Annotated in this window: 12 protein-coding genes and 1 pseudogene; all 13 read right to left on the minus strand. The window is 28.9% G+C overall.

Annotated features, from left to right (window positions below; all coding sequences use genetic code 11):
• Positions 1-136 precede the first annotated feature (136 nt).
• The 13 genes and pseudogenes from DER71_RS12470 to DER71_RS03385 all read right to left on the minus strand — a co-directional run bounded on the left by DER71_RS12470 (position 137) and on the right by DER71_RS03385 (position 12,604).
• A pseudogene (locus DER71_RS12470) lies at positions 137-810 on the minus strand (nucleotidyl transferase AbiEii/AbiGii toxin family protein).
• Positions 807-1,400, minus strand: coding sequence for a type IV toxin-antitoxin system AbiEi family antitoxin domain-containing protein (locus tag DER71_RS03330; RefSeq protein WP_114474290.1), 594 nt, complete (start codon positions 1,398-1,400; stop codon positions 807-809). Before DER71_RS03330 ends, DER71_RS12470 begins: the two are co-directional and overlap by 4 nt.
• Positions 1,401-1,793: 393 nt before the next feature.
• Positions 1,794-2,081: a hypothetical protein gene (locus DER71_RS03335; RefSeq protein ID WP_114474291.1), complete on the minus strand. Its 288-nt coding sequence runs from the start codon at positions 2,079-2,081 to the stop codon at positions 1,794-1,796.
• Between the two features lie 20 nt (positions 2,082-2,101).
• Positions 2,102-2,548 (minus strand): hypothetical protein, encoded by a 447-nt coding sequence (locus DER71_RS03340; protein ID WP_114474292.1) that lies wholly within the window; start codon positions 2,546-2,548, stop codon positions 2,102-2,104.
• Positions 2,541-3,140 (minus strand): hypothetical protein, encoded by a 600-nt coding sequence (locus DER71_RS03345; RefSeq protein WP_114474293.1) that lies wholly within the window; start codon positions 3,138-3,140, stop codon positions 2,541-2,543. The genes DER71_RS03340 and DER71_RS03345 overlap by 8 nt, the downstream gene beginning before the upstream one ends.
• A complete protein-coding gene (locus DER71_RS03350; protein WP_114474294.1) occupies positions 3,133-4,377 on the minus strand; it encodes an SIR2 family protein in 1,245 nt (414 codons plus the stop codon). The genes DER71_RS03345 and DER71_RS03350 overlap by 8 nt, the downstream gene beginning before the upstream one ends.
• Complete coding sequence (locus tag DER71_RS03355; RefSeq protein WP_114474295.1) at positions 4,370-5,800, minus strand: hypothetical protein; 1,431 nt, start codon at positions 5,798-5,800, stop codon at positions 4,370-4,372. Before DER71_RS03355 ends, DER71_RS03350 begins: the two co-directional genes overlap by 8 nt.
• A gap of 74 nt (positions 5,801-5,874) precedes the next feature.
• Positions 5,875-6,951, minus strand: coding sequence for a DUF6765 family protein (locus tag DER71_RS03360; RefSeq protein ID WP_114474296.1), 1,077 nt, complete (start codon positions 6,949-6,951; stop codon positions 5,875-5,877).
• Positions 6,952-7,001: 50 nt separating this feature from the next.
• Positions 7,002-8,009: a type II TA system antitoxin MqsA family protein gene (locus DER71_RS03365; protein ID WP_114474297.1), complete on the minus strand. Its 1,008-nt coding sequence runs from the start codon at positions 8,007-8,009 to the stop codon at positions 7,002-7,004.
• Between the two features lie 209 nt (positions 8,010-8,218).
• Positions 8,219-8,830 carry a hypothetical protein gene (locus tag DER71_RS03370; RefSeq protein ID WP_114474298.1) on the minus strand — a complete coding sequence of 204 codons (612 nt, stop codon included), beginning with the start codon at positions 8,828-8,830 and terminating at the stop codon, positions 8,219-8,221.
• Between the two features lie 491 nt (positions 8,831-9,321).
• Positions 9,322-10,398: a mannose-1-phosphate guanylyltransferase gene (locus DER71_RS03375; protein WP_114474299.1), complete on the minus strand. Its 1,077-nt coding sequence runs from the start codon at positions 10,396-10,398 to the stop codon at positions 9,322-9,324.
• A gap of 33 nt (positions 10,399-10,431) precedes the next feature.
• Complete coding sequence (locus tag DER71_RS03380) at positions 10,432-11,655, minus strand: glycosyltransferase family 4 protein (RefSeq protein WP_114474300.1); 1,224 nt, start codon at positions 11,653-11,655, stop codon at positions 10,432-10,434.
• Between the two features lie 22 nt (positions 11,656-11,677).
• The gene (locus DER71_RS03385) at positions 11,678-12,604 is read right to left on the minus strand and encodes a GDP-L-fucose synthase (RefSeq protein ID WP_114474301.1); all 927 of its coding nucleotides are present in this window, start codon (positions 12,602-12,604) and stop codon (positions 11,678-11,680) included.
• Positions 12,605-12,630 lie beyond the last annotated feature (26 nt).

Genomic DNA, 12,630 nt, shown 5'->3' on the forward strand with positions numbered 1-12,630 from the left:
TCTGAAAAATGAAATGATTAATTAAAAAAACCCCCACCTATTATAGTGAGATTAGAAATCAAACTAAATCTATCTTTACTTTCCTATTCAATGCTTTTGCAATTTTATTAACTGTTTCAATTCTTCTTTGGTTTATCTAAGTTCCACGACTTTTAGCAGTTTCAGTTAGAGCATCTGCTAATAGAGCTATATTAATCTTTTCTTTAAATTCTAAAGTTAAAATATATACATCATAAAAATCACGCATTCTAGTATTTATCTTTGATCTGCTAACTATAGTTTCTAATTTTTCTGCCAGTAGAGTTTCTAAATTATAGGATAAAATTTCAATTTTTTTATCGTTAAATAATAATTGATATCTGTAATTGATTTCAAATGGAGTCAGTTTATCTCCTGTTGTTAAATCTATTTTTAATGGTATTTTCGCTTTCCCCATTAATGCTAATATAGATAATCTAAATCTTTATATTCAGCTTCTTCTCTTATTTTATCTATTTGTTTTAGTTCAAATTCAATTTCATCTTCAGTTTTTGTTAAAAATATTTCTGCAAAAACTCTTGTAATATTTTCTCTGGTTAGGCTAAAAGATTTTATAGTAAGATCCATATCTACTGTACTTCTTGATTCAATTCCTACTAAATCAGCAACTAACATACCACCTTTTAAAATAAAGTTATTCTTATAATCTGAATTTGCAATTTTTAATAATAATCGCTGCATCATATAATTTCTTAAAAGCACCTGACTATTAATATTTTTTTCTTCAGCCAAATTTTTAATTAAATCTTTTAATTGCATTAAGTTTTTCATACAAACATCTCCAAATATTTTCTTAAAACACTGCTTATTTTTAATTTATCTCCATAATCTAAAAGTAAATGTAAATCTTTATTTTTTTCCCTTAAATATTTTCTAATAGCTTCATTTACCGTTGAAATATCCATGTTATTACGATCTTTTAAAATATCACAGATTGTTCTCTCTTTATTATATGCTTTAATTTTTCTACCGAAGATGGTTTCTTTTCCCATAACTCCAAGTAAATGAAGTTCTTTTTTAACTGTATGAATTTTGATATCTTCATCTTTTAAATAAGGATTATGATAACCATAAGGAACAGTTACTGTATATTCTAAAGGATCTCTATCACTTAGATCATGTAGATAAAGTGCTGTTTCATGAGAATAAATTAATCTGGAGTTTTTTTGCTGAATGGTATACATCTCATCATTAAAAGTAGCAGGAGTTGTATAAACTCCTCTTTTGATTCTCTCCAACTTATCTTCTTCTAAAAAAATAGATAAATATTCTCGAGGAATATTTTCTTCTTCCAGTTCTTTAGTAATAATAAGGCCGTCATTCTTTTCGATTAAATTATTTAATTTTTGACGATAATTCATAGTACCACCTCTTTTACTTTTATACTAATATTATATCTTATTTTAGTTTAAAAGTAAAAAATCTTTATTTATCGCATAGTACAATTACCGGGAATTGCAAAGTAGTATTCCCGAAAGTTGCAAACTAAAATTCCCTGTTATTGCAACGAAACATGTGAAATCTTATTTAGCACCACCAGCAGCCTCTACTGCTGGCATTTTTATAGCGTTAGCTCTAAAAAGCCTTCCCCACAGACTTATGAAATCACTCAAATCACACAAACAAAAAACTCCCGCCAAAATCTCTCAACTTCAGCAGGAGCAGTCACATAATGCTTTTGATATTTATAATTTAATTACTCTTTTATTCTTAAGTTCTTTTATATATTAAATTACCTAAGATCATAATTAATGTTATTCATTCCTATTTTCAGCTAGTAATTTATTAATATTTAGAGGTGGAATAATAAGCGAAGATATATCAAATGTATTAGAAACATCATAATTTTTATCTTCAATTTTGAAAGAATCTAAATCTGTTTTCAGAGTAATTTCCTCAGATGAAGAAAGTCTAAAACCAGATTCTTGAGAAGCTTTAATTTTGTAAGCTCCGGCATTATACATATTCTTTTCAAATTCCTCTATAGTTAAATTATCTAAATGTTCTTCTATAGCTTTAATTCTTTCTTTAAAAGTACGCATAATTAATCATCACCTTATATTCATACAGCCGCTATTTCATTTTCCTGAGCAGCCAATTTAACCTTTGTAATCATTTCTTTAAGAAGATCAATCCGCGGCTGCCATCTATTAGCTTCTTTTCTGGCATCCACAATTTTTTCAAAAGGAATTTTCTGTTTTGAATCATATTTAAAAAGTCCAATTCCTTTCTTTTTTAACAACTCTATAAATTCTTCTTTAAATCCCTGTTTTGGCTCCGGCATACAGATATAAGCTTCATCTGCCCCATATTTGTGGACTTTAGCCTGATTTAAAGCCTTTCTCCAATTTTGAAGCTTAAACTCTATAGTTATTATCCGACTGTTATTTTCAATTATTACCATATCAATAACCTTTGACATATAAGGTATTTCTAGATGTACTTCTTTAATATTATCCATATTCAATAATTTAGTATAACAATCTTCTACAATTTCATATTCAGTCATTTTTAGCACCTGCTTCTGCTATATAATCAGATCTAATCAGCGAGTTTTCTGCTGCATCAGGATATTTATTATATACATAACTTAAAATTGAATCCAGAGATAGTGTATTAATTTTTCTTTTAAACTTTATTAAATACTCTTTTTGCTGTTTTGAAATGTTTTCTAAAATATTTTCCTCCACAAATTCAATACCCTTTTCTGCAAGTCTATAAGAATATAAGTTGGGAGGATCATTTTCCATAGAGTTGACATTTCCAAAACCTATCTCCTCATTATAATTATATTCAGATTCTTCATAATCTGCAGTAGTTTGCTGGATTTTCTCTACTTTTTCAATCACAAAATCAATATTAACAAAAAATTGTATATCATCTAATAAATCTTTAGAAAATGGTCCATAATCATAGGCAAAAAAATCAGGTAAAGTAGATTCGTCAAGTTTATCAAATTTATTTTTGAGTTCCTTATTAAAAATATAGATCATCTTAGTTAATCTAGTTCTACCAATTATCGGCTCATTTTTTTTATCAGTTTTACCAGGTAAATATAATAAAAGGAGCAAAATATCTTTACCAGTTAATTTTTTAGCCATTTTTTGTTTCCTCCTTTTGGAAAAAATATTTTATGCCCTTATAGTTAAACTTCAAATTATTTTTATTAAAAAAAGAACTGTATCTTTTTTCTGGAAGTTCAAGTCTACCCCTTACAAATTCTAGATCTTGATTATTAATCTTATCACTATAATACTCAGGATTATCAGTCTTATATAAAATCACTTTTATCTTTGTTTGCTTTTTTATAGCTTTTTTTAATAAATATCTTAATTCATAATCCGCTTCTGGAAAAGAATAACCAATAAAAATTACTTCATCAGCCTTTGCTAACTCATTAAATGCATCTCGCCAGATTCTCCGATAATGTAAGTTTTCAAAATTTTTAATATAGGTTGGTGTAATTATAGAACTCTCAAGTTCATTTGCGCGCTCCAATTCACTGCAAAAATGGCAGTTATTCTGATCAGTTTTATCCATTAAAGTTGATAAAGCTAGAATCTGATCATGTTGAGCATATAATTTAAAACAATTTCTACAAATTAACCAGTTGATTGACCCGTGTAATTTCAACAATTTAATCTTATTTTCACTTTTTCTATTTATTACTTTTCCTGTATCAATATTATAACAGTCTGTACAGTAATCTACAATAATGTCATCAGAAAAAGTCTTATTAAATAGGAAATTATCTATAATTGTATCCCAGTTTAAAGAAATTATTACAGGCTGATTTCCTGAATCGGCTTCACTTGCAAAATATTCAGAAATTTGTTCATACAAATGATTCTCAGATGGGGTATAATAAGATAAAATATAGATCAGACATTTATCAAGAGCAAGCTGTACTTTTTTGAGATCATTGATGCTGTAATTTTGAAAAAAACTGTCTTCTCCAATTGCCTTATCAATAATAGTAAATATATTCTCTAATGAAATATTAATTTCTATCAGTTGATCAAATATTTGATTCCATGTTTTTTTAAAATTACTGTCTTCCTGTTCACTATTTTCATTTATCTTTAATATTTTTTCTTTAAGATCCATATCACCAAAATTTTTAATTAAAAATCGGGCAAAAATTTTTCTGCTTTTATTAAACAAAGCAAATTGGGAGAAAAGATCATTTTTAGAATCAATAAAACTTAAATCTTCTTTATTCTTTTTCTGAAGTTGTTCTTTATTTAATGAAAATATCTCATTAATCAGATTTGATTGAATCGGAATACCTGTTGGCCTTGATGCTCCAGCCCCTAAAATAAATATTTTTTTATTCATCTGAATTCATTCCACTTTCTAACACTGTTTTCCATTTAATTAAATAATTTAGTTCTTCCTGATCCTGATGTCCATATTTTAAAAATGTATCATAATTATTATCAATTATAGTTAATAAACTTTTTAGATCCAGTTCCTCAACTTCTTTAAATTCTTCTACTTTAGATTCAAGATAATGAATTAAACAATTTTCTTTTGTCTCCTGATCAGCATAACTTCGCTGTCTTTTAACCCCTTTAACTTCATATTCATAAACTTCAGTACTTTCAAATTCAAAGAAGTTATCAATGTCCTTCCCTATTATCTGCTTACATTTAGAACAATCACAGATATCAGTATAATATAAATCTGCAATATCTTCTTTTTTAGAACTCTGAGCTTTATCTATAATATGACTTTTAATGTATTCTGAAGCAGTTTGAAACCTTAAACGTCTATGCAGTGGATAAAAATAATATCTAGAAGAAGGTATACCGCCACCAACAGGAACTACTGCTCTATGTTCTCCATATTCCATACCGTGTCCAACCCCCGCTAAAGAAAAACTTAATTCAGCTTCAAATGCAGTTAGCATTATTGAAAAAAAGCTGCCATATAAATTAATTATTTCAAGATTATTTCGACTCAATTCTTTTATGAAATTGAAATAAACTTCTAATTTGCTTTTAGAAGCCTGGTGCTCATTAAAATCATCTATCCAGAGTAAAACCCCTTTCACATCAAGAGTAGAATATTTTTCAATAATTTCATCGCGCATTTTTTGGGATATAAATATATCATCAGAAACTACAAGCTGAACGAAAATATCTCTCTTCGAATATTTTTCCACAGCTATTTCAGCAAATTCAATATTTAATTCCAGCCATTCTTCATAACTCATTTCATTTAAATAAAAATAAGGAGGGGTTATAAAATCAGGTTCAAAATCATTTAATCTCTGATCATCTGCATCAAGATACTTTAAAAATCCTTTTTCCTTATTTTTATTCTTTATTTCATTTATCTGAAAATCGATGACATTTTCACAAAAGCTTTCTTTATGAGCATTAAAATCTACTGCTCGTACTGGACTGCCCTTTTCATCTTCTTTTTCTGAATTTTCCGGAGTCTTTATATGTGTTATTAAGGGCTCACCATAATAATCAATTAAGTTTTCAATAGATTTTTTTAGTGTCTGTTTCTTTTCTTTTTTACTGTAGGATTTTATTTTATCCAGGCTGTGTTGAAAACTATGTGTAATAGGATCAATAAAAAAACCTTTGTCTGATTCATTTAATAAATTTTTTCTGATAAAGCCTGCCAGTGCTCCCGGTGTATAAGCAAGCATATTACCATTAATAGCTAACAAATCATAATACTTATTATTTTGATCTATAAATTTTTTATCAGCATTGGTACCATAACGTAAAATATGATAGGACATTTAAACACCTCCGATATTTGTTAATTTTATTATACTGTAAAAAAATGTAAATATCAAGTTTTGTTTAGCAGAGGTTATCCTACATTTAACCCAGCCTGGGGTAAAATTTCATGTATCACTTTATACTTATGCTCTGCAGCTGCTTTCATGTATAAAGTCCAGTAAGCATTATCGAAATTATTTTTTTTATAAAATTTATTATAATTATACGCTCTTTGCTTTAAACCTTCTATAGAGAATTTTGGACATTTTTTTACTTTTACAGCCTCTTTAAACCACTCGCGATCATTATAATTCAAATTTTCATCTATACTATCAAAATCCTTAAATTCAAAATAATTATTTTGAATTTTATTTAACCAGTTCTTATATCTTTCTTCCAATGTTCCTCTAAATTTTAAAGTTTCTTTAAGCTCTGATAAACGAAACTCTAAATTTTCATCCTCAACTACCAAGCCAAATACATCATTTTGCAATAAGAATTTTCTCAAGAAAATAAAAATATTTTTAGCAGCAGGAAGAAAACGTTCTTCCAGGTTATTAACTTCCACTATCTGCGAGTTTCTGCTATATTTCCAGCTGGCATAGGGAATGTCAGGATTTTTTATGGAAAGGGCATGGCCTATAGGTAAAACACCAGGAATTATTTCTGTTGCCAATTTTTTTAATTTATCTTTTATTGAAAGATGTTCAACCCCATCTAATAATTCTACCAAATTATATCTATCATAAAAACCTTTAAAGTCCTGATGACTGTAAGTATCAGCGTAGAGATGGAGAAAAATTCCTAACCGATATAAAATATTATTTTTATTACCTGATTTCAGAATATCCTCTTTCAAAAGATTAACAGTTGTAGATTCCGGCTTTGTCATTAATCGAACATCATCACTTTCAGCTGCCGGAAGAAAGTGAAAAGGGATCCAAACATTAAAAGATTCATTAACATCTGAACTTTTAATAAAACCCAGTTCCTTATGAGCAGTTTGAGTTTGATGAAAAATATCCCCATCCTCAAATTTTAAAGCATGATCATAGACAGCGTCATCAACCTGTTGAGAAGAATAAGCTACTTTTTCTGCATATTCACTCTTCATACCAGCCAAACGAGATAAAACATAAATTGCCGCGTAATGAAAATCCTTCTGCACTCTAGCTCACACCCTTTTAAAAATTTCTCAAAATAAATAAATTATCCTGACTATTTAATTTTAATAAATAATTCTTCACTATAATCATTTATGTCTTCCACATTCAACATCTGATATTTATTGTTAACATCTTTAAAATAATCGGCTATAAGATTTTTTCCTATTATCTCATTACTTTTTTCTTCCGGTTTTAAATTTTTTCTAGTTAATCTCCATGGTCTTTCAGAGTGGGTCATTTTTTCAAGTGTTTTAGCACTATAACAGCCAAAATTATCAATAACACTATCTAAAAGTTCTTCTTCTGCTTCTGTTAGATTAATATTTTCAAATTCTATACTTTTATCTTCTATAGGATTATAGCCATAGTCTCTGTATTTAAAATATATTTTTTTATAAACCGGGCCATGTACCCAGGCTTCACAATCATTATCAAATAAAAACTCATCATAAAATGTTTTATAAAACCCCTGACTATAATAAAGTAACTTCTGCAGTGCTAAAGGTGTTACTTCACCTAATTCTTTAAGTAGATATTTAATTACACTATCAATCTTTTTTTCTGTCTTAAGCTCATTATTCTGCAAATCTTTTATAGCTCCCATTAAACCATTAAAAGCTTTAACTGAAACCTTATCTTTATTTTCTTCTGCTAACTGTCTCATATAACCATAATCATCTTTGACTTTTTTTAAAGTCTCAGAATAACTTTTGGAAGGTATATCCCCATCCAAATACCGGGTTAATGTAGTCTCTCCCCAGCCTAAAAGTAATGATAATGGTCTTTTACCTGTATTATACTGTTCTACTATCTCTTTAATTTCAGATACTTTAATTATTCCAGCTTTTTCTCTATAAGCATGATCTATCTTCTGCAGATTATGGTCATGAAGTTCAGGAATAAAAATTTCAACTCCACACTCATTACAATAAGCTCTTTCAGCGGTATATTCAAACTCCAGACCGCGTACTTCTTTTTTTTCTACTGAATCTTCAATTTGATACTCAACGTCCTTTCGGCACTCAGGACAAAAAGTTCTCTGCGGTTGATAATCTGACATATGATCATCCTTTCTTATGATCAATTATTATACTTTAATGATACACTAATAATACATTGTTGTCAATTAAATGTATCAATTAATACATTTTTATTTTGCATACAAAATTACCGGAATTGCAAAACATAAATCCCAAAAGATGCAGACTAAAATTTATGAAATCACCCGGCTTACTGATTAATCCCCCAGCTCCATCCTCATCATAAGTCTCAAAATAATAGCCCACAGCAGAAAGAAAGCGAAACTTCTTTTAACTGTTTCATCACTTTGTTTTGCTGCAGCATTTCCTGATGTTTTTCCAGTTCTGACTCCAGATTCCTGACTCTTGATTGAGCCCGTTTACAATCTGCCAGCATATTTTTACTTTCTCTTTCTCGCTGCAGAATTTCGGGATAACAGGAATCAGCCTTCAGATTATATTTATTAAACTCAGCTACCAGTCTATCTTTTCTTTCCAGGAGCTCAGATATCTCTTTCTCTAAATCCTCAGTATTTTTGATTTCCAAAAATGAATTATTAATCATTAAACTTTCCAGTCTGCTGATTCTTCTCGCTAAATTATCTTTTAATCCCCGCTCCTCGATCTGATAGTAGTCAATAATTCTAACTGCATTCTGATTTAAGTAATCCAGCTCATTTAACTTACTCCACAGCACTTTAATCTCATTTTGAAAATAGCTCTGCCTCAGTTTAAATTCCATGAAGCTCTTAGTTTTTAGATTTATTGTTACAATTGCTGATTTAATATTTAAGATTTTATCAGACAGCTCTCTCTTTTCCCCTTTCAATATTAAAATGACAAGCCTACCCTCCATAAACAAAAAAATCCCACCAGGTCTTTAAGACTCCAGTGAGAATAATTTTAAATTACAAAAAAATCATATAAACTTTATAAATTTAACATAATCATTTATTCTTTTTTCATCATGTATTTGTTGTATACTAAAATTACCTAAAATTGTAAAGTAGCATTCCTTAAAGTTGCAAACTGAATTTCTTTATTATTGTAGCGAGGCCATTTACTTAATTTAGTAAAAGTCGTAAAATCTTAATGAGCGAAAAGTGTAAAATCTTATTTGACATTCACAGCAGTAATAATATCTATGGATAATTTGCTTCTATGCCGGATACTCACCGCAGCATTCCTAAGTTAAATTTATGAAAGTACTCGGCTTACTGCATATAAACAAAAATCTCCCACCAAAATTTAATAATTCCAGTGAGAGTAATAATTTAACCATAACGACATCTATTATTTGATTCGATAATTTTCTGAATATCTCAAATGAACTCACCAAGTGTGCATTTTACTTTACAAACAATCTTCAAGACCTTCTGCTTCCAGAATATTTCTGATCTCTTTAACTTCCTGGGCTCTCTTTTTATCACAAATTAAAATAGCATCTTCTGTATCAACTATCACTACATCATCAAGTCCAATGGTAGTTACTACTTTATTGGGACTGTGAATAATAGAGTTAGTAGTATCTATACCGTAATGTTTACCAATAACTACATTACCATCAGCATCTACTTTTTTAACTCTCTCTAGAGCCGGCCAGCTGCCGAGATCATCCCAACCAAAAGAACCTGGAATAACAAAGATATCATCTGCTTTCTCCATGATTCCATAGTCAATGGAAACACTCTGCATCTTTTCGAATTCATCTTTAATTACTTTTTTAGCTAAATCTGTTCCTAAAGCATTTTTTATTCTTTCTAAGGACTCATACATCTCAGGTAAATGGGTCTCTATATTAGCCAGAATACTGCTTAACTGCCAGATAAACATCCCACTGTTCCAGAGATATGTTCCTTCTTCTAAAAACTCTTTAGCAGTGCTTAAATCAGGTTTTTCAGTAAAGTTTCGCACTTCAAATACCTGATCTCCATCTATAGTATGTAATTGATCACCAAAGTGAATATAGCCATAACCTGTTTCTGGATGAGTAGGTTCTATACCAATTGTAACTAAGTTTTTACCGGCAGCTGCAGTCATAATTGATTTTCTTAAAATATCTACAAACCCTTTTTGATCTTTAATTAAATGATCAGCTGGTAAAACAATCATTGTTGAACCCGGATATTTATCTTCAATTACTACTGAAGATAAGCCTATACAGGCAGCTGTATTTCTTTTTATTGGTTCTACTATTATATTTTCTGCTGGTATACCATCCAGTTGTTTTTTAATCGCTTTTTGATAGGCTTCATTAGTTGCAATAAAAACCTGTTCTAAAGGAACAAGTTCATTTATTCTTTCTACAGTTTCCTGCAGCATTGTTTTTTGATTATCATTTAATTTTAAAAACTGTTTTGGATGGTTTTTTCTGCTTAAAGGCCAGAATCTGGTTCCTTCTCCTCCAGCCATTATTAGTGCTGTTATCATTTAAAATCAACTCCAAAATTAGCAAACCAATTATTAATCCATTTTTTTTAATAATTTTCTATATTTTTTAATCGACTTGTCTTTATCAAAATTTTTTTCAAATAACTTTCTAATATTTCGAGAATGCTTTTCTAAAAGATATTTATTCTTTTTATAATTCTTTATTAAAGATACAAGTTTATCAGAATTTCCTATTTCTATATTATAACCAATCTCATTTTTATTTATTAATTCTTTAATCTCATTATCGTTTTTAGAAATAAATAATATTGGTTTACCACTTGCCATAATCCCATATACTTTACTCGGAACTACAAGCCCTTCAAAACCACTATCCAAAGTAGCGAGTGCAAGATCAGCAGAATTTAAACTGTAAACCAGATCCTCCTTATCTTGATAAGGTTTGAAAATAAAATTATTTAAATTATTTTCAGAAATATAATTTTTTATATATTCTTTTTTTACCCCTTCTCCAACAAACAAAAATCTTATTTTTTTATCATTTTTTAATTTTTTTGCTGCTTCTAATAATGTATCAAATTCATGAACATTTCCCATATTCCCTGAGTACATTACCACAAAATAGTTATTTAAATCCCATTTATTACAAAAACTTTCTTCTTTTGAAATCGGATATATCTTTTCACCATCAGACCAGTTATAAATAATTACAGATTTTTTATCAATTAACTTCTTACCATAATTTTTTTCTAAAAGTTCTTGCATTTGTTCACCAATAGTTACTATATTATCAACTTTCTTTAAAATAAATTTATTAATTTTCTTAAAAAATGAAATCAAAAAATTGCTTTTAATTATCTCCAATTCAATAGCTACTTCAGGATATAAATCTTGAACTACATAAATTACTTTTGTTTTTCTAAAAAATTTCAAAGCTAAAGCAATTAAAGAAATATATGGAGGAGTAGATAAAACAATTATTTTATCATAGTCTTTTAAAGTTATACCTTTTAAAAATACTGATAAATAAAAAGTAAAATAATTAATTATTCTTCCTAGTGTACCAAATTTACCTGTTTTAGAAAAGGATGTATTGAATACTCTAATGATTTCAATACCTCTATATTTCTCTTGTTTAGGAATATTATCAATAATACCATTATAACTTGGTTTTCCTGTTAAAACTGTTACTTTATTATCCCGACTCAAATCAGCACATAAATCTTCAAGTAACTGACCAGTAGCAGCAAATTCAGGATAAAAATGTTGATTTATTACTAATATTTTATCTCTCAATTACTACAACTCCTACATAAAACTAATAATTTTCTTTAAACCACTGATATGTGTCCTTAATTCCTTCTTCCAATGATATCTGTGCTTCCCAGCCTAATTCATTCAGTCTTGAAACATCCAATAATTTTCTGGGGGTTCCATCAGGTTTGGATAAGTCATTCACTATCTCGCCTTCAAAACCAACTATATCTTTAATTAGTTCTGCAAGTTCTAATATAGAAATATCCTTACCTACTCCAACATTAACAAACTGATCTCCACCATAATTATTCATTAAATATAATAAAGCATCTGCTAGATCATCTACATGCAAAAACTCTCTTCTAGGTTTGCCTGTTCCCCAGATAACTACCTCATCTTCATTATTTGCTTTTGCTTCATGAAACTTTCTGATCAAAGCTGGTAAGACATGAGAAGTTTCTAAATCAAAGTTATCATTAGGTCCATAAAGATTGGTAGGCATTGCAGAAATAAAGTTAGTTCCGTACTGTTTATTATAATGCTCACAGAGTTTAATACCTGTTATTTTAGCTACTGCATAACCTTCATTTGTTGATTCAAGCTTTCCCGAAAGAAGATAATCCTCTTTCATCGGTTGGTCTGCAAATTTAGGATAAATACAGGAACTGCCTAAAAACAATAATTTTTTAACATCATTTTGATAAGCTGCATCTATTACATTGCTTTCTATCATTAGGTTATCATATAAGAATTCTGCTGAATAGGTATCATTAGCCTTGATACCACCAACTTTTGCAGCTGCCAGTATTACATATTCAGGTTTTTCTTCTTTAAAAAAATCTTCTACCTTTTCCTGCCTTCTTAAATCAAGTTCAGAGGAAGTTCTATAAACTAAATTATTATAACCTTCTTTTTTTAACTTTCTCATAATAGCTGAGCCAACTAAACCTCTATGACCAGCTACATATATCTTTGCGTCTTTTCCCATTTAAAACACACCTTTCACTTTGATAT

The sequence above is a fragment of the Halanaerobium sp. DL-01 genome (genome assembly GCF_003338615.1).
Taxonomy (GTDB): Bacteria; Bacillota; Halanaerobiia; order Halanaerobiales; family Halanaerobiaceae; genus QPJE01.

Bases quoted from the DNA above. Each gene is read 5' to 3' on its own strand.
- DER71_RS03330 (WP_114474290.1), bottom strand. From the start codon at position 1,400: ATGAATTATCGTCAAAAATTAAATAATTTAATCGAAAAGAATGACGGC.
- DER71_RS03335 (WP_114474291.1), bottom strand. From the start codon at position 2,081: ATGCGTACTTTTAAAGAAAGAATTAAAGCTATAGAAGAACATTTAGAT.
- DER71_RS03340 (WP_114474292.1), bottom strand. From the start codon at position 2,548: ATGACTGAATATGAAATTGTAGAAGATTGTTATACTAAATTATTGAAT.
- DER71_RS03345 (WP_114474293.1), bottom strand. From the start codon at position 3,140: ATGGCTAAAAAATTAACTGGTAAAGATATTTTGCTCCTTTTATTATAT.
- DER71_RS03350 (WP_114474294.1), bottom strand. From the start codon at position 4,377: ATGAATAAAAAAATATTTATTTTAGGGGCTGGAGCATCAAGGCCAACA.
- DER71_RS03355 (WP_114474295.1), bottom strand. From the start codon at position 5,800: ATGTCCTATCATATTTTACGTTATGGTACCAATGCTGATAAAAAATTT.
- DER71_RS03365 (WP_114474297.1), bottom strand. From the start codon at position 8,009: ATGTCAGATTATCAACCGCAGAGAACTTTTTGTCCTGAGTGCCGAAAG.
- DER71_RS03375 (WP_114474299.1), bottom strand. From the start codon at position 10,398: ATGATAACAGCACTAATAATGGCTGGAGGAGAAGGAACCAGATTCTGG.
- DER71_RS03385 (WP_114474301.1), bottom strand. From the start codon at position 12,604: ATGGGAAAAGACGCAAAGATATATGTAGCTGGTCATAGAGGTTTAGTT.